The sequence below is a fragment of the Chelativorans xinjiangensis genome, from assembly GCF_009812055.1.
GTDB lineage: Bacteria > Pseudomonadota > Alphaproteobacteria > Rhizobiales > Rhizobiaceae > Chelativorans > Chelativorans xinjiangense.
Genome location: NZ_WQNH01000001.1, coordinates 189012 through 208417, shown reverse-complemented (window position 1 = coordinate 208417; position 19406 = coordinate 189012). Strand labels below are relative to the sequence as shown.

Annotated in this window: 20 protein-coding genes and 1 riboswitch; of the genes, 5 read left to right on the top strand and 15 right to left on the bottom strand. The window is 64.7% G+C overall.

Translation table 11 applies throughout. The annotated features are described in order from the left end of the window. Positions 1–134 precede the first annotated feature (134 nt). Positions 135–2192, top strand: coding sequence for a mechanosensitive ion channel domain-containing protein (locus GM910_RS00935; RefSeq protein WP_246225796.1), 2058 nt, complete (start codon positions 135–137; stop codon positions 2190–2192). 121 nt (positions 2193–2313) lie between these two features. On the opposite strand, the gene GM910_RS00930 is transcribed toward GM910_RS00935, so the two are convergent. The 13 genes from GM910_RS00930 to GM910_RS00870 form a co-directional block, all read right to left on the bottom strand. Further along, a complete protein-coding gene (locus GM910_RS00930) occupies positions 2314–3072 on the bottom strand; it encodes an amino acid ABC transporter ATP-binding protein (RefSeq protein ID WP_159585598.1) in 759 nt (252 codons plus the stop codon). Beyond that, positions 3069–3749, bottom strand: a complete 681-nt coding sequence (locus tag GM910_RS00925; RefSeq protein WP_159585597.1) for an amino acid ABC transporter permease — start codon at positions 3747–3749, stop codon at positions 3069–3071. Before GM910_RS00925 ends, GM910_RS00930 begins: the two co-directional genes overlap by 4 nt. A gap of 76 nt (positions 3750–3825) precedes the next feature. Beyond that, complete coding sequence (locus GM910_RS00920) at positions 3826–4593, bottom strand: amino acid ABC transporter substrate-binding protein (protein WP_159585765.1); 768 nt, start codon at positions 4591–4593, stop codon at positions 3826–3828. Positions 4594–4861: 268 nt separating this feature from the next. Next, positions 4862–5626, bottom strand: coding sequence for a hydroxymethylpyrimidine/phosphomethylpyrimidine kinase (locus GM910_RS00915; protein ID WP_159585596.1), 765 nt, complete (start codon positions 5624–5626; stop codon positions 4862–4864). Further along, entirely contained in the window at positions 5617–6222 is a 606-nt protein-coding gene (locus GM910_RS00910; protein ID WP_159585595.1) for a thiamine phosphate synthase, read from the bottom strand. Before GM910_RS00910 ends, GM910_RS00915 begins: the two co-directional genes overlap by 10 nt. Continuing rightward, a complete protein-coding gene (locus tag GM910_RS00905) occupies positions 6219–6992 on the bottom strand; it encodes a thiazole synthase (RefSeq protein WP_159585594.1) in 774 nt (257 codons plus the stop codon). The genes GM910_RS00910 and GM910_RS00905 overlap by 4 nt, the downstream gene beginning before the upstream one ends. A gap of 4 nt (positions 6993–6996) precedes the next feature. Next, on the bottom strand, positions 6997–7194 hold the full coding sequence (gene thiS, locus GM910_RS00900) for a sulfur carrier protein ThiS (RefSeq protein ID WP_159585593.1): 198 nt from the start codon (positions 7192–7194) through the stop codon (positions 6997–6999). Next, a complete protein-coding gene (thiO, locus tag GM910_RS00895; protein WP_159585592.1) occupies positions 7163–8164 on the bottom strand; it encodes a glycine oxidase ThiO in 1002 nt (333 codons plus the stop codon). Before thiO ends, thiS begins: the two co-directional genes overlap by 32 nt. A gap of 3 nt (positions 8165–8167) precedes the next feature. Next, on the bottom strand, positions 8168–10030 hold the full coding sequence (gene thiC / locus GM910_RS00890) for a phosphomethylpyrimidine synthase ThiC (protein ID WP_159585591.1): 1863 nt from the start codon (positions 10028–10030) through the stop codon (positions 8168–8170). A gap of 109 nt (positions 10031–10139) precedes the next feature. Then, positions 10140–10257, bottom strand: a riboswitch (TPP riboswitch). A gap of 93 nt (positions 10258–10350) precedes the next feature. Next, positions 10351–11208 carry a carboxylating nicotinate-nucleotide diphosphorylase gene (gene nadC / locus GM910_RS00885; protein WP_159585590.1) on the bottom strand — a complete coding sequence of 286 codons (858 nt, stop codon included), beginning with the start codon at positions 11206–11208 and terminating at the stop codon, positions 10351–10353. A 3-nt stretch (positions 11209–11211) separates the two neighbouring features. Then, the gene (locus GM910_RS00880) at positions 11212–12768 is read right to left on the bottom strand and encodes an L-aspartate oxidase (protein ID WP_159585589.1); all 1557 of its coding nucleotides are present in this window, start codon (positions 12766–12768) and stop codon (positions 11212–11214) included. Continuing rightward, positions 12765–13739 (bottom strand): quinolinate synthase NadA, encoded by a 975-nt coding sequence (nadA, locus tag GM910_RS00875; RefSeq protein WP_159585588.1) that lies wholly within the window; start codon positions 13737–13739, stop codon positions 12765–12767. The genes GM910_RS00880 and nadA overlap by 4 nt, the downstream gene beginning before the upstream one ends. A 63-nt stretch (positions 13740–13802) precedes the next feature. Beyond that, entirely contained in the window at positions 13803–14744 is a 942-nt protein-coding gene (locus tag GM910_RS00870; RefSeq protein ID WP_159585587.1) for an NUDIX hydrolase, read from the bottom strand. 206 nt (positions 14745–14950) lie between these two features. On the opposite strand from GM910_RS00870, the gene panB reads away from it, so the two are divergent. From panB to GM910_RS00850, 4 genes are all read left to right on the top strand, one after another. Beyond that, positions 14951–15796 carry a 3-methyl-2-oxobutanoate hydroxymethyltransferase gene (gene panB, locus GM910_RS00865; RefSeq protein ID WP_159585586.1) on the top strand — a complete coding sequence of 282 codons (846 nt, stop codon included), beginning with the start codon at positions 14951–14953 and terminating at the stop codon, positions 15794–15796. Continuing rightward, positions 15793–16668 carry a pantoate--beta-alanine ligase gene (panC, locus tag GM910_RS00860; RefSeq protein WP_159585585.1) on the top strand — a complete coding sequence of 292 codons (876 nt, stop codon included), beginning with the start codon at positions 15793–15795 and terminating at the stop codon, positions 16666–16668. Before panB ends, panC begins: the two co-directional genes overlap by 4 nt. A 166-nt stretch (positions 16669–16834) precedes the next feature. Further along, the gene (locus GM910_RS00855; protein ID WP_246225795.1) at positions 16835–17356 is read left to right on the top strand and encodes a hypothetical protein; all 522 of its coding nucleotides are present in this window, start codon (positions 16835–16837) and stop codon (positions 17354–17356) included. A 58-nt stretch (positions 17357–17414) separates the two neighbouring features. Continuing rightward, the gene (locus GM910_RS00850) at positions 17415–17630 is read left to right on the top strand and encodes a hypothetical protein (protein ID WP_159585584.1); all 216 of its coding nucleotides are present in this window, start codon (positions 17415–17417) and stop codon (positions 17628–17630) included. Positions 17631–17740: 110 nt separating this feature from the next. Here the strand turns inward: GM910_RS00850 and GM910_RS00845 are convergent, their stop codons facing one another. Together GM910_RS00845 and fdh3B are read right to left on the bottom strand one after the other, a co-directional pair. After that, positions 17741–18763: a formate dehydrogenase subunit gamma gene (locus GM910_RS00845; protein WP_159585583.1), complete on the bottom strand. Its 1023-nt coding sequence runs from the start codon at positions 18761–18763 to the stop codon at positions 17741–17743. A 42-nt stretch (positions 18764–18805) separates the two neighbouring features. After that, a complete protein-coding gene (gene fdh3B, locus GM910_RS00840; RefSeq protein WP_159585582.1) occupies positions 18806–19402 on the bottom strand; it encodes a formate dehydrogenase FDH3 subunit beta in 597 nt (198 codons plus the stop codon). Between the last annotated feature and the right edge of the window lie 4 nt (positions 19403–19406).

Here is a 19406-nt window from a genome sequence, read left to right as displayed (position 1 = left end):
AAGTGGGTGCTGATGTCGAAGCGCTTATCCGGGTCCTTGAGAACGATGAAGCCCGCGGGCAGTTGATCGAAAGGATGCGTGCCGGAATCCCGGAGGCGCAAGGGGATGAGTCATCGCCGCAGACTGCGCCCGAAATGACCATCCTGGACCGGATCACCGCCTATACCGGCAGCGCGGTGGAAGGCAGTGCGGAGCTAATCGGCACCATCATCCGGCTCGCAGATCACCTGGGTGCGGTCGTTTCGGGTGCCGCCACCATCAGCGTGAGCGGCCTCTGGAATTCGGTGCGTAGCGTCCTTCTGGTCGTTACGATCACTTTTGCCGCCTATTTCATGCTGCGGCTTGCCTTCAGGCGCTTTCAACGTGTGCTTGCTGGCGCAGCGGAAGGCGCGGGCATTATCCGGCACACCGGGATCATTGGATTGTCCGCGGGGGCGGACCTTCTCACCGTCCTCGGCGCTTGGGTGATGGGATACCTGCCGGCCTTCTATACTGGCATCCAGGCGGGGAACAGCCGGACGCTTTTTCTCAACGCCTTCCTGTTCATAGAGCTTGCCAAGGTGGCCGCTCGCATCCTGCTCGCGCCGCGGTGGCCGGCGCTGCGCCTCGGGCGCATCGACGATACAACGGCAGCCTACTGGTACTTCTGGCTGAGCCGCCTCGTCAGCGCTATCGGCTATACTTTCCTTTTCGTCGCGCCGCTTCTTGCAACGAACGTGTCAAGCAGCGCGGCCGAGGCGGTCCGTGTTTTCGTGCTGTTCTGTGCCCTTGCAATGGCATGGGTCATCATCCTGCAGAACCGCGACGCCGTGCGCGCCCGGCTGGGCCGTTATGCCGAGCGCGGGGAGGCGGAACCTCTCGTGCGGATCCTGTCCGGCGTCGCCACTTTCTGGCACATCGTGGCGATCGGCTATCTCACGCTCATCTTCGTGCTGTGGCTTGCCAACCGGGAGGCGGCCCTCCCGTTCGTTCTGCTGGCAACCGTTCAATCGCTTGTCGCGATGGCCATCGGTGTTGCGCTAAGCGTGGTCGTGGTGCGGGTCGCCACTGGCGGCATGCATCTGCCGGCCGACATCAAGGCGCGGCTGCCGCTGCTTGAGCAGCGGCTCAACGCGTTTGTACCGAACGTCCTGCGGGTCATCCGTGGCCTCGTCATGGTCACCGTCGTGCTCGCTATCGCACAGATCTGGCGGCTGGCCGACTTCATCGGCTGGCTGTCAAGCGAGTTCGGCCAGAGGGTTGTGACTTCGGTGATCGCCGCGTTCCTTATCCTCTTAGCCGGTGGCCTTGTGCATCTTGCCGTCCAGTCCTGGGTGGAATACCGGCTAAACCCAACCTACGGCCGCATGCCGAGCCCGCGCGAGCGGACCCTTCTGGGGTTGTTCCGCAACGCATTCACGATCGTATTCAGCATCGTCATCCTGCTCTTGGTGCTGACCCAGCTCGGCGTCAACGTCGGACCGCTGCTTGCCGGCGCCGGCATCATTGGCCTGGCGGTGGGCTTCGGCTCGCAGAAGCTGGTGCAGGACGTCATCAACGGCGCCTTCATCCAATTCGAGAACGCGATGAATGAAGGCGACATGGTCACCGTGGGGGGAATCACCGGGGTTGTCGAGCGGCTGACGATCCGGTCGGTATCGCTGCGTACGGTCGACGGCGCCTATCACCTGATCCCATTCTCATCCGTCGAATCCGTGGCCAACTTCATGAGAAACTTCAGTTATCACGTGGCCGCCATCGGCGTGAGCTACGGAGCAAATATTTCCAATGTGAAGCAGGCGATGCGGGACGCCTTCGAGCGGCTGAAGGAGACGGAGTTCGGCGAGCATATCATCGACGATCTGGAAATGCACGGAGTGACCGAGTTCGCCGATTCCGCCGTGGTCGTTCGTGCCCGTATCAAGACAACGGCCGGCCAGCAGTGGACGCTGGGGCGCGCCTATAATGAAATCCTCAAGGAGGTGTTCGACGAGCGCGGCATCGAGATACCCTTTCCGCAGGTCACGCTCCACCTGCCGGAGGGCAAGACCTCGCCTCCGGCACAGGCGACACCAGTGGTGGGCGCATCGCGCACCGGAGAGAAAAGCCGCAAGCGTAACGCCGACGGGCCGGCGCATAAGCGCCAACGCAAATCCAGGGTCGCCCAAGACGGACCTGCCGACGAAAGCCAGGGGTCGCTCGAAGAAGTCTAAGGCTTTTGCTGTCAGGTGGCATTGCCTGACGTCCGCATCAACTCCATCGCGGTTCGGGCGGGGATCAGAGACTTGGAATTGGGCGCGACGCAGCGCCGGCAAGCCGAGCGCCGACTGTTAGCTACTGCCCGTTCGCATCTTGCAGCAACGTCGCCACGAAGCGTTTGGTACGCTCGCGTTCGGGATTGGCGAAGATGTGCTGCGCGGAACCGATCTCGACAATGGAGCCGGCATCGAGGAAGGCGGCCTGCTGGGCAATGCGCGAGGCAAGACGCAGGTCATGGGTGGCGATCACCATGGTCGTTCCCTCGCGCGCAAGCTGGGTCAGGACCTCCACGACCTCGCCGGCAAGTTCCGGATCGAGCGCCGAGGTCGGCTCGTCGCACAAAAGCACCCGCGGCGAAAGGGCGAGCGCACGGGCGATCGCGACGCGCTGCTGCTGGCCGCCCGAGAGCGTCGCCGGCCATGCGTCGGCCTTCTGAGCGAGGCCGACCTTCTCAAGCAGTGCCATGCCGCGCTCCCGCGCCTTCGCCTTCGGCCATTTGAGCACGGTGACCAGCCCTTCCATCACGTTCTCGATCGCGGTGCGATGCGGGAACAGTTGGAAATTCTGGAAGACCATACCGGTCTGGCTGCGCAGCCGTCTTATATCCTTCCAGCCAAGCTTCATGCCGGGGTGGAATTCAAGCGCCTCCTCGCCGACGCGAACTTTTCCGGAGGTCGGAATCTCGAGAAGGTTGATGCAGCGAAGCAGCGTGCTTTTCCCGCCGCCCGAGGGGCCGATCAGGGCGGTGACGGAGCCTTCGGGAATCCGCAGGCTGACGCCCTTCAGAACGAGATTGTCGCCGAAGCGCTTTTCGATATCGGTGAGCTCGATCATGCCCGCGCCTCCAGAAAACCACCATAGCGGCCGAGACGCTGTTCCAGACGCACCTGGAGCTGCGACAGCACCGAACTCAACAGGAGATAGATCAGTGCCGCCTCGATATAGAGGATCAGCGGTTCGTACGTCGTCGCCACGATGCGCTGCGCGGCCTGGAACAGCTCCGGTACAGTAATGGCGGCTGCCAGCGAGGTGTCCTTCACCAGCGAAATGAAGGTGTTCGACAGTGGCGGCACGGCCACGCGCGCGGCTTGCGGCAGGATCGTGCGGCGCATCACCTGGCTCCAACTCATGCCGATCGAGTACGCTGCCTCCCACTGACCTTTCGGCACGGAGGAGATGGTCGCGCGGATCGTCTCCGACGTATAAGCGCCAATGTTCAGCGTAAATCCGATGAGCGCTGCCGGAAAGGCATCAAGCACGATGCCGGCGCTGGGCAACCCATAGAAGATGAGGAAGAGCTGCACCAGAAGCGGTGTCCCGCGGAAGATCCAGACGTAAAAGCGCACAGCCGCGGCAAAGGGTGCCGGCGCGAACAGCCGCACCACTGCCACGACCAGCCCGAGCATCAGGCCGAGAGCGAACGACAGCAGCGTCAACGGCACGGTGAAGCGCAAGCCGGCCAGAAGCAGCGGGCCAAGCGAGGACAGCATCAGGTCGAGCCAATGCGGCACGGGAACCTCCTTCAAAAGGCAAGCGGGGCGCGGACCTTGAAAATCCGCCCCGCTCGCTCGTGTCGAGACTATCCGCCTATTCGGAAACGTCCACGCCGAAATACTTCTCGGAAAGCCTTTGGTACGTGCCATCGGCCTTGATCTCCTCGAGCGCATTGTTGATTGCGGCAACGAGTTCCGGCTGGCCCTTCCTGACGATGATGCCCGAGTAGCTCGCCTCGTCCTCGGTCGCGGCGATCTCCACCGGTGCGTTCGGCTGCTGCTTCTTGAAGTCGTAGAAGGACAGGCTGTCGTTGATCGTCGCATCCGCCCGGCGGTTGACGACAAGCTGGACCGCCTGATCGAAGCCTTCGGTGGCAACCAGTTCGGCGCCCGCCTGCTCGGCCATCTTCGCATAGTTGCTTGTCAGCGACTGGGCGGACTTCTTGCCGTTCAGGTCCGCGAAGCTGCCGATCTCGTCATTGTCCTCACGCACGATGAGCGCCGCCTTGGAGGCGATGTAGGGATCGGAGAAATCGTACTTCGCCTTGCGCTCCTCGGTGATGCCGACCTGGTTGATGACGGCGTCGTAGCGGTTCGCATCGAGCCCTGCGATGAGACCGTCCCAGCGGCCCTCGAGAAACTCAGCCTCCACCCCAAGGCGCTTGGCTACCTCCCGTCCGAGTTCGACGTCGAAGCCGACCAGGTCGCCGGAACCGTCGTGGAAGGTGAAGGGCGCGTAGGTTCCTTCTGTTCCGATCCGCAGCACGCCCGCGGCCTTCACATCTGCAAGCTCCGCATGGGCGAATGAGAGGGCCGCCGCTTGCAGGGCAAAGGCGGCGAGGAGGGTCTTCAGCCAATTCATTGTCGTCATTCCCGTTGCATGTGTTGGCGGCAAGCGCCGAATGGTCCGGAAATCTAAGGCTAACGGGCGTTTGGGCAAGGCTCCGGAACCTGCGAAGGGCTCTCCACGGACAATTGCATGTTGCTTAAACCGCGTACAGGAGAACGAATTTCTCCCTAACCCGCGGACGTCTCAATGCGGTTGTCGGATCGATGCGAATGAGTGAGCGTCAAAGGTTCTATACGCACCCTGATTTTCCTGGACGATCGCCTGCGCGCGAAGGCCTGCTTCAGCCGGCGGTCTCCTCGGCTCGGCCAATATGATCGTGGACAAATTGCTTGGCCCTCCGCACGCTTTCTTCCAGCGTTGCATCAAGCGCCAGAAGCGCCGCGATTGCGCTTGCAAGCATACAACCCGTTCCCCGCAGTCTGCGGTTCAGGCGAAGCGCCTCGAACCGAACCGGTTCGCTATCCGGCCGCAGAAGGATATCGCTCGACCACTTCCCCGACCCATGTCCGCCCTTGATCAGCACCGCCGGCGCGCCAGCGTCGAGCAGATTCCTGCCCTGGCATAGCACCTCCTCTTCACCCCGAACCGATAGAGAGCCGGCAAGCAGGGCCAGCTCCTGAAGATTTGGAGTGGTCAGTCGGCAAAGCGGCATCAGGTCGTGCGTCAGCGCGGCGACCGCATCCGGCTCCAGCAGTGCTCCGCCGGAGGATGCTGCGAGCACGGGGTCGAGAACCGCCGGCACATGGGGATATGCGCGCAGGACCGATGCCACCGCCTCGATGGTGCCTTTCCTGGCGAGCATGCCGATCTTGATCGCGCCGACCGGGTTGGCCCCCAGCGCGGCACGCATCTGATCGGCGACGAGGGCAGGCGGCATGGCTTCCACGGCTAGAACCTGCCGATGCGTCTGCACCGTGACCGCGGTCACGGCAAGGGCGGTGTGCAGGCCGAAAGCGGCGATTGCCTCGATGTCGCGCGACAGACCGGCGCCGCCCGATGAATCGGAGCCGGCGACCACCAGGACACGCGGAGCCGTCATCGCCATGGCGCGGTCGCATCGATCCACGCGCGGGTCCGCGCCTCCGGATCGGAGTGCAGCAATATGTCGGTGACGACGGCAGCCGTATCCGCACCTTTCTCGAAGACCCCCGGAAGGCGTTCCGGCGTCAGGCCGCCGATGGCGACAAGCGGCAGCGGCGCGACGCGGCGTTTCCACTCGGTGATGCGGTCGAGGCCCTGCGGCGCCCATTTCATCTTCTTCAGGATGGTCGGATAGATGGGCCCGAGCGCGACATAGTCGGGCGAAGCGGCGAGCGCGGTGGCAAGCTCCGCTTCGTCATGGGTGCTGAGCCCGAGCCTGAGGCCTGCCGCACGGATCGCCGCCCTGTCGGCGGTAGCAAGGTCTTCCTGGCCGAGATGGATCCAATCGCAACCCTCCTCGATGGCCAGCTGCCAGTGGTCGTTGATCACAAGTGTGCAGCCATGGGCAGCGCAGATTGCCTTTGCGGTGCGTATTTCCTTACGCAGCCGGTACTCCTCCATGTCCTTGATGCGCAACTGCAGGAGCTTCACCCCGAGCGGCACGAGCCGTTCCACCCAGGCGGCGCTGTCGGCGATGAGGTAGAATGCATCGAGTTTCACGAGAACACCGCCTGGCCGATGACCGGCGTCGACGGTACGGCCGTCTCCCTGGGCTCGACGATGCCGGCGTGGAAGGCATCGAAGCCGGCCTCCACGGCGCAGGCGAAGGCGCGCGCCATGGCCGCGGGGTCACCGGCCTTGGCGACCGCCGTGTTGAGAAGCACGGCGTCGAAACCGAGCTCCATGACGGCGGCAGCGTGGGAGGGGCGGCCAAGGCCGGCATCGACGATAAGGGGCGTGTCGGGAAAATGCGCGCGCAGCGACCCGAGCGCCCGGACGTTGAGCGGTCCTGCCGCAGAGCCGATGGGCGCACACCACGGCATCAGCACCCTGCAGCCGGCCTCCATCAGCCGCTCGGCGACCACGAGATCGTCGGTCGTGTAGGGGAAGACGCAGAAGCCCTCCCCGGAGAGGATGCGCGCGGCTTCGACGAGCCCGAAGACGTCCGGCTGCAGGGTGTCGTGGTTGCCGATCACCTCCAGCTTGATCCAGTCCGTGGCGAAGACCTCCCGCGCCATCCGGGCCGTGGTGACCGCTTCCTTGACCGAATGGCAGCCGGCCGTGTTGGGCAGGACGCGCACGCCGAACGCGCGGATCAACTCCCAGAAGCGCCCGCCCGAGACGCCGCCCGCCGCCTCGCGGCGCAGCGATACGGTGACGACCTCCGTGCCCGAGGCCCGCACGGCCTCGGCGAGGATGGCAGGCGAGGGATATTGCGCGGTACCGAGGAAGAGGCGCGAGGCGAGCTCCACACCGTAGCATGTCAGCATCGGGTCATCCCCCCTGCATCGGCGAGAGGATCTCGATGCGGTCCTCGTCGCGCAGCCGGCAAACCTGCCGCTCTCCCGCCTGCACGAGTTCGCCGTTGACGGCCGTAGCGAGCCAGGCTCCCTCGTAGTCGAGTTCGGCGAGAAGCTCGGCGAGTGTCGCCGCCGAGGCCTCAAGCGCTTCGCCGTTGACGATCAGCTTCATGTTCGGACTCCGTGTTGCTTGCGGATGCGAAGACAAGTTCGGCCGCCTGCTTTGCCATTGCCGGGGCGAGCAGGAAGCCGTGCCGGTGGAAACCGTTGACGGTGACGGTCCCCTCGCGGAGGCGGACGCGCGGGAGATTATCGCGATAGGCCGGCCGCAGTGCCGCGCCCGTCTCGGTGATCTCGGCCTCGCCGAAGGCGGGGTGGAGCGCGTAGGCCGCGTTGAGAAACTCCATGGCCGAGCGGGCGGTGATCGGGCCGTCATTGTCGCTTTCGATCATGGTCGCCCCGACCATGAAGTGGTGATCGGCGCGCGGAACGACATAGATCGGATGGCGCGGGTGGAGGAGCCGCACCGGCCGCGCAAGACCGACGTCGCATGTGCGCAGAACCAGCATTTCGCCGCGCACGCCGCGCAGGTCGAGGTCCTGGGCCGCTATTCCGGTGCAGTCGATCACGCGGTCGAAGCCGGAAAGGGCAGGCTGCCCGACGCCGAAGAGGAAGGTGACGCCCATCGCGGAGAGCTTTTCGACGAGCGCCTCCATCGCCCGCCGAGGATCGAGATGCGCTTCCTCGGCAAAGAAGAGACCTTGTCGGAAGCGGTCGGCAAGGTCGGGCTCGAGTTCGGCGATCGCGTCTTCCGCCAGCCAGCGGTGGTTCTCCGTCCGCTGCGAGAAGCGCTTCAGCTCCGAGGCCTCGCGGGGATGCGCCACGACGAGCGTTCCCGCCCGCTTTACATGGCCGGGCAGGGCCGCGCTCCACCAGTCGGCGGCGTCGCGCCCGAGCGTGACCACCGCCTCCTCGGCGCTCTCGCGTTCGCACCATGGGGCGAGCATGCCGCCTGCAAGCCACGAGGCATTACCGCCGATGCCGGCGCGGATCTCGGTGACGGTGACGGCAGCTTTGCGCCGGGCAAGCTCATGGGCAACGGTAAGGCCTGCCACCCCCGCTCCCTTCACCAGGACACGCACGGCCTACCCCTCGCGTCCGGAAAATGGGGCGGCATCCGCCGTCGTGGCCTCGATCTCCTCGACAGGCATGTAGAGGTCGCCGCCGGCGCGGTACTTTTCCGCCATCGCCGCCATGCCTTCTTTCTGCGCCTCGGCGCGGATGTCATGGGAGATACGCATGGAGCAGAATTTCGGACCGCACATGGAGCAGAAATGGGCAACCTTGTGCGCCTCCTTCGGAAGCGTCTCGTCGTGCATGGCGCGCGCCGTCTCGGGGTCGAGCGAGAGGTTGAACTGGTCCTCCCAGCGGAATTCGAAGCGCGCGCGCGACAGCGCGTCGTCGCGCACCTGTGCCGTCGGATGTCCCTTGGCGAGATCAGCGGCGTGGGCGGCGATCTTGTAGGTGATGACACCCGTCTTCACGTCGTCGCGATCGGGCAGGCCCAGATGCTCCTTCGGCGTCACGTAGCAGAGCATGGCCGTGCCGAACCAGCCGATCATGGCCGCGCCGATGCCGGAGGTGATGTGATCGTAGCCGGGCGCGATGTCGGTGGTGAGCGGCCCCAGCGTATAGAAGGGCGCTTCGCCGCAGACGGCGAGCTGCTTGTCCATGTTCTCCTTGATCTTGTGCATGGGAACATGGCCCGGCCCCTCGATCATCACCTGGCAGTCCTTGGCCCAGGCGATCTTCGTGAGCTCTCCCAGCGTCTCCAACTCGGCGAACTGTGCCGCGTCATTGGCGTCGGCGATGGAGCCGGGGCGCAGTCCGTCGCCCAGCGAAAAGGAGACGTCGTAGGCACGGCAGATGTCGCAGATCTCCTCGAAATGCTCGTAGAGGAAGCTTTCGCGGTGATGGTGCAGGCACCATTTGGCCATGATCGAGCCGCCTCGGGAGACGATGCCGGTCACCCGGTCGACGGTGAGCGGGATATAGTGCAGCCGCACCCCGGCATGGATGGTGAAATAGTCAACGCCCTGCTCGGCCTGCTCGACGAGCGTATCCCGATAGACCTCCCAGCTAAGGTCCTCGGCGATGCCGCCCACCTTCTCGAGCGCCTGGTAGATCGGCACCGTGCCGATCGGCACCGGGGAATTGCGGATGATCCACTCGCGGATGTTATGGATGTTGCGGCCGGTGGAGAGGTCCATCACCGTGTCCGCACCCCAGCGGATCGCCCACACCATCTTCTCCACCTCCTCGGCCATGGAAGAGGTGACGGCGGAATTGCCGATATTGGCATTGATCTTGGTGAGGAAGTTGCGGCCGATGATCATCGGCTCGCATTCGGGGTGGTTGATGTTGGCGGGGATGATGGCACGCCCGCGCGCCACCTCGTCGCGCACGAATTCCGGCGTCACGTAATCGGGAATGGCGGCGCCGAAGCTCTCGCCGTCGCGCTGTTGTTTCAACCGCTCGCGCCCCAGGTTCTCGCGGCCCAGGTTCTCACGGATCGCGATGAACTCCATCTCCGGCGTCACGAGGCCGGCCCGCGCATAGGCAAGCTGCGTGACTGCCTTTCCGCTCTTCGCGCGCAGGGGACGGTGGCGAACGGAAAATTCCGGCGTCAGCCGATCGCCGGTGACAAAGCCGTTGTCTTCCGGTTTGACGGCGCGGCCGTCGCGGCGCTCGATATCGCCACGCGCCGTAATCCACGCCTCACGCAGCCGCGGCAGGCCCGCCCCGATATCGATCCCGGCCTCCGTGTCCGTATAGGGACCGGAGGGATCATAGACCGTGACCGGTGGCTCGCCGGCCGTCGGATGCACGGCGATCTCGCGCAAGGGTACGCGCAGGTCGGGATAGCGCGTGCCGGGCTTGTAGACTTTCCGCGAGGCGGGGAGTGAACCGGTGGTGACTTCGGGTTTCTGAGTATTCCGGGCATCCATGACGAGGCTCCTTTGCGTGTGCACAGGAGACCCAGTTCTTGCCGAGGATGAGGAAAAGGCTTTTCTGACTGCGGGTCTTCGGATCCAGGATTCGGATCGGGCGATCCTTTGAAAAGCCGTCGCACCATCCCTACGCCAGTATGAACTGGATCAGGTTCAAAGGGTCACCGCGCTGCGCTAGGCCAGCGGTATCTCAGCCCGTTGTCCGGGCCCCCCTGGTGATCGTTTCAGTGTAGAAGAAATACTCCCCCGCTTGTCAAGCGGTTTGGCCCGGGCGGTTCGCTTGGTCGGAGTGCAAATGCCGCGTCCGTGGCTTCCGGCTATCCCTTCGCCAAAACGTCCAGCCCGATGTCCAGTACCGGCGCGCTGTGGGTGATCCAGCCGACGGAGATGAGGTCCACGCCGGATGCGGCTATTGCCGAGGCCGTTTCCGGCGTGATGCGGCCGGAGGCCTCCGTGACCGCGCGCCCGCCGACCAGGCGCACCGCGTGTGCCAACTCGTCCGGTGTCATATTGTCCAGGAGCACCGCATCGACACGGAGCGAGAGTGCCTCTTCGAGCTGGTCGAGCGTATCGACCTCCACCTCGATCTTGACCATGTGGCCGGCATGCGCGCGCGCCCGCTCGACCGCGGAGTGGACACCGCCGGCGATGGCGATGTGATTATCCTTGATGAGGATCGCATCGTCGAGGCCGAAGCGGTGGTTCGAACCGCCGCCGGCGCGCACAGCGTATTTTTCCACCGCGCGCAGTCCCGGCGTCGTCTTGCGCGTGCAGACGATCTTCGCCTTGTGCCCTTTCACGGCCTCGACCATCACCGCGGTTGCCGTGGCGATGCCGCTCAAATGGCAAAGGAAGTTGAGCGCGGTGCGCTCGGCGGAAAGAAGGCCGCGCGCGGGCCCGCTCACAATGGCGATCGCCTCGCCCGCGTCGACTGCGCTGCCGTCCGGCCGCGCGATCCGCAGCGCGATCGCCGGGTCCATGAGGCGGAAGGCGAGCGCGGCCAGATCGAACCCGGCGATGACGCCGGGCTGACGGGCGACGAACGTCATTTCGGCGTGGAGGCCGGCGGGGACGACTGCATCGCCAGTAAGATCCCCGGCGCGGCCGAGATCCTCCGCTAGCGCGGAGTGGACCAGGGGCTCGAACAGGATCGAGGGAAGGGGAGGGATAGCCATGGATCATGCACTCCGGGCCGATGCGAGGGCGGGTTCGGGGATCAGACCGCGTCCGGCCTCGAACGCCTGATCGAGGGTGAGGCGCGCGTGCCGGGCGCGCTCGCTCCGGCATGGATAATCGGAGCGGAAGTGAGCACCTCGGCTTTCTTTCCGCATGAGGGCGGAAACGGCGATCATCAGCGCGATTGCAGCGGGATCGGAAGCGGGGCCCTGGCGGTCGGCCAGGGAAAGAAGAAGAGGGATGGCATCCAGTAAGGCTTCCCCGTCGCGGACGGCGCCGAGGACGCGGGAGACGACGCAACGCAGCGTCGCGGGATCTGCCGCGCAGGGTACGGGGACGGAGACCGGCTGGAGGCTTGATCGCATCGTCGCACCGCCTACGCTTTCCGCGACCCAGCGGGAAAAAACGGCGGCTTCGGTGAGCGAGTTGCTGGCGAGCCGATTGGCGCCGTGAAGGCCGGTGCAGGCCACCTCGCCGCAGGCCCAAAGGCCAGGAACCGAGCTTTGCCCGTTTATGTCCACGGCGATCCCGCCCATGTGATAATGCGCGGCGGGTCGGACCGGGATCGGCTCCCGCGACGGGTCGATGCCGCGCGCATGGCACGCCGCGGCGATTGCGGGAAAGCGCGCGGCAAAGGCGGCGCCGGGCTTCTCCCGCGCGTCCAGAAAAACGCGATGGCCTTTGGCAAGATGCGCGGCCACCGCGCGCGCCACGACGTCGCGCGAGGCAAGCTCCGCACCCGGTACCGCCTCAAGGAAGCGGCGGCCAGTTTCATCGATCAGGATCGCGCCTTCTCCGCGTACGGCCTCGCTGACGAGCCGCATCGGCCTGTCATGTCCATCGAGGGCGGTCGGATGGAACTGGACGAACTCCAGATCGGCGAATTCCGCGCCGGCGCGTGCCGCCAGCGCCAGGCCCTGGCCGAAGGAGCCGGAAGGGTTTGTGGTGTCGTGAAAGAGGCCGCCGATGCCGCCCGTGGCGATCACCACGCGGCCGGTGGTGAACAGCACCGGACCGGAAGAGCCGACACCAAGAACGCCGGACACGGCGCCATCGTCCACCAATAGCCGCCGTACCTCGATGCCTTCGAGCACGGTGATCGATGGCGTTCGGCGGACGGCAGAGATGAGCGTCCGCATGATCTCGCGGCCGGTGGCGTCCCCTCCGGCATGGACGATGCGGCGGCGGCGATGGGCTGCCTCCAGGCCGAACAGCAGCGTGCCGTCCGCCGCTTTGTCGAAGCGCACGCCGAAGCCTGCCAACGCTTCGACGGCCGCCGGTGCCGCGCGGACCACCTTCTCCGCGATCTGTGCATCGCAAAGCCCATCGCCGGCGGCGAGCGTGTCGGCCAGGTGAAGGTCGGAGCTGTCGTCGGGCCCGAGGCTCGCGGCAAGACCGCCCTGCGCCCAGGCACTCGACGCTTCCTCTCCGAGCCGTGCCTTGGACAGGATCAGGACGGGCTCCGGCGCCAGATGCAGCGCCGTCATCAGCCCGGCGATACCCGCGCCGACGATCAGCGGCCGCCCGCCGAGATCGTGGACATCGATGCTCTGCCTCATATGGCCAGCATCCGCTCGACCGCGCGCCGGGCGCGCTCCGCCACCTTGGGCGCGACAGTCACCTCGTGCTGGTTTTCCTCAAGAGCTGTGCGGATATTGGCAAGCGTGATGCGCTTCATGTGCGGGCAGAGATTGCATGGGCGGACGAACTCGATCTGCGGATGCGCCACGGCCACGTTGTCGCTCATGGAGCATTCCGTCATCAGCACCACGCGCTGCGGCTTCTCGCGCCCCACATAATCCGACATGGCGGCAGTGGAGCCGGAGAAATCCGCCTCCGCAACCACCTCCGGCGGGCACTCGGGATGTGCGAGCACCAACACGCCAGGATGAGCCTCCCGCAAGTCGCGGATGTCTTCGGCGGTGAAGCGCTCGTGCACCTCGCAACGGCCCTTCCAGGCGATGATCTCGACATCCGTCTCCGCGGCGATGTTCTTCGCCAGATATTCGTCGGGGAGCATGATGACGCGCGGGCGGCCGAGGGATTCCACCACTGCCCGCGCATTGCCGGAGGTGCAGCAGATGTCGGACTCCGCCTTCACCACAGCCGACGTGTTGACATAGGTGACGACAGGAACCCCCGGGAACCGCCGGCGCATCAGGCGCACATCCTCGGCCGTGATGGACTCTGCAAGCGAGCACCCCGCCTCCATGTCCGGAGTGAGCACCGTCTTGTCCGGGTTGAGCAGCTTCGCGGTTTCGGCCATGAAATGGACGCCGGCGAGCACGATGACATCGGCCTCGGTTTCCATGGCCTTGCGGGCAAGCGCCAGGCTGTCGCCCACGATGTCGGCCACACAGTGGAATATCTCCGGCGTCTGGTAGTTGTGCGCCAGGATGACGGCGTTGCGCCGGCGCTTCAGTTCGAGGATGGCCTCGATGTCTTCCACGAATGCCGGCCACTCGACCGGCGGGATCACCCGCTTCACTCGCTCGTAAAGTTCGTCTGTTCGGTTCGGGACGTCGAGCATGGCCATCTCCTTATGCTACGACTGAGTATAAGTTGAGCATATGCTTACCTTGAGCATAAGGAGTCAAGCCCGTGTGACGGATAATTTCGTGCCTGCGGCCGTTCGCTCCATCAGCACGGCCGGGCGGAAGCGGAACAGTTTGGCAGGACGCCCGCCGGTCTCAAAGGTGGTTTCGCCGGTTTCCTCGACAAGCTCCTGCTGCTCGATAAGGCGGCGGAAGTTCTGCTTGTGGACCAGCCTGCCGGCAAGCGCCTCCACGGCCCGCTGCAGTTGCAGCAGCGTGAAGACCGGCGGCATCAGTTCGAACACCACCGGGCGGTACTTGATCTTTGTGCGCAGCCGCGCGATCCCCGTCGCCAGGATGCGGCGGTGATCCGCAATCATAGGCCGTCCCGGAACGGGCGGCGTGTGTTCTTCTCCCCGGCCCCGAAGCGCCTCCTCCACCAGGGCCGCCTCGTAGAGCAACTCGTAGCGCTGCAGCACGAGTTCCTCGTTCCACGGCCGGTCGTCGACGCCGAAGGCGATGGCGATACGCTGCCGCCGCTCCTCGCGCGCCGTTCCGCCCGCCTCTTCCGTCCATGCCTTCAGGTGCGGCAGGATGGCGTCGGCGATGATCGAGGGTGCGCCTGCGCGGTGGTCTTCCCACGGGAAATAGCCATACCAGCTTTGCCAGTCGCGGGGAGGCTGGCTCGCGCTCCATTCGTCGCGCGTGAGGCCAAGATAGCTGATCGATATCGCCCGCCGAGCGTGCTCCTCGGCGATGCGGTCTCGGTCGGCGAAGGTGTAGAGCTGCTCGATATAGCCGAGCGGGTGCCCGGTCTGCTGCTCCACCCAGTCGCGGAGCCCCGCTTGCAGTGAACGGTGCCCTAGTTCGAAAGGACCGGCGGGCAGGGCGCTGCCCCGCCTGATGGTGAGCGCCCGCGGATCACCGTCGATCACGGCGGCCACGACAGCAACCAGATCCACCTTCAGTTCGTGACGCTGTTGTGTGTCGCTGGCATTCATTTTGCGTTGTCGTGCCCTGTTGCCACGGAAGTTTCTCCCTAAAGAGGATTATCAGGCGAAGATATCCGGCGAAACACCACCGGCGATCGGCTCTACAACGCAATTTGCGAACAAGCGGCATTGTGCAGTGCGATTCTCTCCTTCGCAATCGCACAAGGATATGCGAAACAGCCGCGTCATCCGCTGACGTCAAGGAAGGAGGCGTAATGAGCGCTACGGGAGGAAACACCGCCCTCACTCCGCCGGATATTGCAGTCAGGAAGAGCCAGGCTCCGCTTGTCTGCCTGACCGCCTACACGACGCCGGTCGCAAGGCTCGTCGACCCGCATTGCGACATCGTGCTTGTGGGTGACAGCGTCGGCATGGTGCTGCACGGCCTGCCTTCGACACTTGGCGTCACCCTCGACATGATGATCATGCATGGCAAGGCGGTGCGGCGCGGCCTGGAGCGGGCACTGATGGTCGTGGACATGCCGTTCGGCTCCTATGAAGGAAGCCCCGAACAAGCCTTCCGCAATGCCGCCCGTGTGATGGCCGAGACCGGCTGCGCGGCGGTCAAGCTGGAAGGCGGCGAGAGTATGGCCGAAACGATCGGCTTCCTGACTGACCGCGGCATTCCGGTCATGGCCCATATCGGCCTGACGCCGCAGGCGGTCAACGCCCTTGGTGGCTATCGTGTCCAGGGCAAAGGCGAGGATGCGGAGCGTGTCATCGACGATGCCCAAGCCGTTGCGCAGGCGGGCGCATTTTCCGTGGTGGTGGAGAAGATACCCGAGGCGCTTGCCCGCCGGATCACCGAAGAGGTCGCAATTCCCACCATTGGTATCGGAGCTTCGCCTGCCTGCGATGGCCAGATCCTGGTGGTGGATGACATGCTGGGCCTCTTCACCGCCTTCCAGCCGAAATTCGTCAAACGCTATGCGGAATTGGGGCAGATGGCCGAAGCGGCCATCGCCGCCTATGCCCGGGAAGTGCGCGAGCGGCGGTTCCCGGCGCCCGAGCATGTCTTCAAGGATGAAGCGGAAGCTGTTCCCGGGGGAGATGCGGCATGAGCATACCCATCGTCCGGACTGTCGCCGAGTTGCGCACAGCCGTCGCGGCGTGGCGTCAGGACAACCATCGCGTTGCCGTCGTCCCGACCATGGGCGCCCTGCACGAAGGCCATTTGAGCCTGGTACGCGCGGCCTTAGGCCAGGCTGATCGGGTGATCGTGACGCTTTTCGTCAATCCGACGCAGTTCAACAATTCGAGCGATCTTGCCGCCTATCCCCGCACTGAGGATGAGGATGCCGCCAAGCTGGCTTCGCTGGGAGCGCATATCCTCTATGCCCCGGATGCGGACGAGATGTATCCGCAAGGCTTCGCCACCACGGTGTCGGTAAGCGGCGTCAGCGAAGGCCTGTGCGGCGCGTTCCGGCCGGGCCACTTCGACGGCGTCGCCACCGTTGTCGCGAAGCTCTTCCTCCAGTCCGGCGCCGATCTCGCTTTTTTCGGCGAGAAGGATTTCCAGCAACTCCACGTCGTGCGGCGGCTCGCCCGCGATCTCGACATTCCGATTGAGATCGTCGGCTGCCCGACTGTGCGCGAACCGGACGGTCTCGCCATGTCGTCCCGCAATGTCCGGCTGTCGGCTTCGGAGCGCGAGATCGCGCCAATGCTTGCCGAAATCCTTTTCGACACGTCCGGCCGACTGACAGAGGGCGCCCCTGTCGATGATGCGCTTGCAACCGCAAGAGAAGCAATCGTCCGCGCGGGCTACCGCAAGGTCGAATATCTCGAATTGCGGGGCGACGACGATCTCAAGCCACTTGGCGCCACCGATAGGCAGGGGCGCTTGCTTGCGGCCGCCTGGCTGGGAGAAACAAGGCTCATCGACAACGTGAAAGTCATGCCGGTACGGCACGGGAGCCGAAATCGCCTCTAGTGGTCTGTCCAAACAGATGGTACCCATCCGTTTGGAGAAGTCAGCCCACAAGCTATTGATCTGGTGGGCCGATTTGCCCTGACAGATGGGTACCATCTGTCAGGATCGTACCACTGGAGGGGGCGATGACTCCTCGAATGGCGGTGGGACGGGCGCACCTTTCGTTTTGCTGATCTATATCGTTTGGCCGCACTTTCGGCTACTGTCGTTCGGCGGCGGAACCGGAGATTTTTTTAGGAAGGAGATCAATGCGATGAGAAAAATATTTCTCGCGGGAATCTTCGCCTTGGCAGCGTCGACTTCGCTTGCGCAGACAGACACGGCGCCTGCCCCGGCAACGCCGCCAGCCGATTCGGCGGCCACTCAACAGACCGAGGCCGGGCGACCGGCCAATCTCTGCCAGGAGCTTCTCGCCTTCGTTCGGAATCCGCCCGAGGCGGACGCATCCGCCGGACAATCCGCCGCCGCGACGGAAGCGGAGGTAAAGATTCCGCTGAGCCTGGAAAGGGCCGAGCAACTCGCCGACGCCAACGACATCGCGGCGTGCCAGGAAGAAGCCAGGAAGCTCAGGCTTGCCGGCGCCCCCATGCCGTCGCCATTGCTCGCGCTGACGGCGCTCGATCTGCAATATCAAACGCAGGCGAACGACGCGGAATCTCCGGCGCAGCAAACGCAACCGCAACAGTGATTGCTGGCGGTCCCGGCGCGGGCGGGCGCTTCGAATAACAGAAGAAGGGAGAAGCGGGATGGGTATTGTATTGACGGGAATCGTCGTCGCCATCGCCATCGCGATCGGCGCTGGCTATTTCATGAGCGCGGAGCAGAGGCCGTCCTGGGAAGCCTACAGCACGCAAAGCACGCGGGTGGGGGACCCCGGCCACAATCTCGTGGGTTCGGCCTGGACGGGTGACCCCGGAAGCGGCACGACCGCCGCAACCGAGCCGGAGGAACCGTCCTCGTGAGCGGCGTTAGAGCGCCGTGCGTCCGTTCGGACGCTCCAAGTCTTTGAATCTACGCATCGTGCTTTCCGAAAACCGATTCCGGTTTTCGGGCTGATGCTGTAGGCGAACTGCTATTCGGCCGGTGTGGGCGGAGCCGCCGGCTGAGACGGTTCTGTCTTGGCGCCCTGCTTCTCCACCCAGACGCTGTGGTGCTCCTTGGCCCAGTTGAGATCGACGGTGCCCGAGCCCATCGCCTGGTAGGCGCCTTCCATGCCGAAGGTGCCGATATAGATGTGGGCGATGATGACGGCCACCATCAGCACGCCGACAACGGCGTGGATCGTCTGGGCCAACTGCATGCCGTTCACATCGGCGTAGGCGAACGGGAACAGCATGAAGAGCCCCGATACAGAAAGGGCGATTCCGCCGATGATCACCGACCAGAAGATGAGCTTCTGGCCTGCATTGAACCGGGCAGCCGGAGGGTGCGTCCTGTTCGACGTGTCGAAAAAACCGCCGCCGACCCTGAGCCAGTGGCCGTCATAGCGGTCGGGAAGATTGTCCCAGACCCACAGGACAGCCATGACCAGAATGCCGAGCATGAACGCCCAGGAGAAGAAGTCGTGGGCATACTTCGCCCATTGCGACCATGCCGAGAAGGCATCGGGCCCGATGAGCGGCATCAGCAGGCGCTTGCCGAAAACGAAGTTCAAGCCGGTGATCGCCAGCACGATGAAGGCGGTGGCCGTCACCCAGTGCGTCAGGCGCTCGAGAGCATTGAAACGCACGACCTTGACGCCCGCTTCCTGGGACCGCGTGCGGATGCGGCCCCTGATGAAATAGAACAGCGCGAGCACGAGGAGCATTCCGAGCACGGCGACCCCGCCGATCCACGGCAGGGCGCCTTCGTGGAAGCTGCGGAAGTCTTGGCCGCGCGGCTGTTCCAACGTGGCGGCCTTCGCGTCCGGTATGGTGATGCGGCCCTGGATCTTGTTCAGTTCCTGGAGGAGCTGCTGTTCGTTCACCGACTGCGCGGTGGGGTTGCTCCCGGATGGGCCCTCCTGCGCTCCCGCCGGAGCGACGATGAGACCGAAAGCCAGAACGACGGCGGCGAGAACCGGCCCGATTGGCCGAACGCGCTTCAAGACCTGCATTTTCTCAACCCTCCCGTGGCGCTTTGAGGAGTCGGCCCTTCGTCAGACCGTGATCGTTTCGCGGTAGGCCGTCTGCCAGCCCCATGCACCGGAGCCGTAGCCGCGCTGCGTCACCCGTTCCTTGTAGATCGCCGCGATGATCTCGCCGTCGCCGGCGAGGAGCGACTTGGTCGAGCACATTTCGGCGCAAAGCGGCAGCTTGCCTTCCGCCAGCCGGTTGGCGCCGTACTTCGCATATTCGACCTCGGTGGAATCCGCCTCGGGGCCGCCGGCACAGAATGTGCATTTGTCCATCTTGCCGCGGGAGCCGAAATTGCTGGTACGCGGATATTGTGGCGCGCCGAAGGGGCAGGCGTAGAAGCAATAGCCGCACCCGATGCACAAATCCTTCGAATGCAGCACCACCGCGTCGGCGGTCGTATAGAAGCAGTTGACCGGGCACACCGCCGCGCAGGGCGCATCGGTGCAGTGCATGCAAGCCATCGAGACCGAGCGCTCGCCCGGCTTGCCGTCGTTGATGGTCACCACACGGCGGCGGTTGATGCCCCACGGCACGTCGTGCTCGTTCTTGCAGGCGGTGACGCAGGCGTTGCATTCGATGCAGCGGTCGGCGTCACAAAGGAATTTCATCCTGGCCATTTTT

Excerpts from the sequence above, each read along its gene's own strand:
- GM910_RS00935 (WP_246225796.1), top strand. The coding sequence starts at position 135 with ATGACCATCCTGGACCGGATCACCGCCTATACCGGCAGCGCGGTGGAA.
- GM910_RS00915 (WP_159585596.1), bottom strand. The coding sequence starts at position 5,626 with ATGGCGATGACGGCTCCGCGTGTCCTGGTGGTCGCCGGCTCCGATTCA.
- panB (WP_159585586.1), top strand. The coding sequence starts at position 14,951 with ATGAGCGCTACGGGAGGAAACACCGCCCTCACTCCGCCGGATATTGCA.
- GM910_RS00920 (WP_159585765.1), bottom strand. The coding sequence starts at position 4,593 with ATGAATTGGCTGAAGACCCTCCTCGCCGCCTTTGCCCTGCAAGCGGCG.
- GM910_RS00930 (WP_159585598.1), bottom strand. The coding sequence starts at position 3,072 with ATGATCGAGCTCACCGATATCGAAAAGCGCTTCGGCGACAATCTCGTT.
- GM910_RS00870 (WP_159585587.1), bottom strand. The coding sequence starts at position 14,744 with ATGAATGCCAGCGACACACAACAGCGTCACGAACTGAAGGTGGATCTG.
- nadC (WP_159585590.1), bottom strand. The coding sequence starts at position 11,208 with ATGGCTATCCCTCCCCTTCCCTCGATCCTGTTCGAGCCCCTGGTCCAC.
- thiS (WP_159585593.1), bottom strand. The coding sequence starts at position 7,194 with ATGAAGCTGATCGTCAACGGCGAAGCGCTTGAGGCCTCGGCGGCGACA.
- GM910_RS00850 (WP_159585584.1), top strand. The coding sequence starts at position 17,415 with ATGGGTATTGTATTGACGGGAATCGTCGTCGCCATCGCCATCGCGATC.
- panC (WP_159585585.1), top strand. The coding sequence starts at position 15,793 with ATGAGCATACCCATCGTCCGGACTGTCGCCGAGTTGCGCACAGCCGTC.
- GM910_RS00845 (WP_159585583.1), bottom strand. The coding sequence starts at position 18,763 with ATGCAGGTCTTGAAGCGCGTTCGGCCAATCGGGCCGGTTCTCGCCGCC.
- GM910_RS00880 (WP_159585589.1), bottom strand. The coding sequence starts at position 12,768 with ATGAGGCAGAGCATCGATGTCCACGATCTCGGCGGGCGGCCGCTGATC.
- fdh3B (WP_159585582.1), bottom strand. The coding sequence starts at position 19,402 with ATGGCCAGGATGAAATTCCTTTGTGACGCCGACCGCTGCATCGAATGC.
- GM910_RS00905 (WP_159585594.1), bottom strand. The coding sequence starts at position 6,992 with ATGCTGACATGCTACGGTGTGGAGCTCGCCTCGCGCCTCTTCCTCGGT.
- nadA (WP_159585588.1), bottom strand. The coding sequence starts at position 13,739 with ATGCTCGACGTCCCGAACCGAACAGACGAACTTTACGAGCGAGTGAAG.
- thiC (WP_159585591.1), bottom strand. The coding sequence starts at position 10,030 with ATGGATGCCCGGAATACTCAGAAACCCGAAGTCACCACCGGTTCACTC.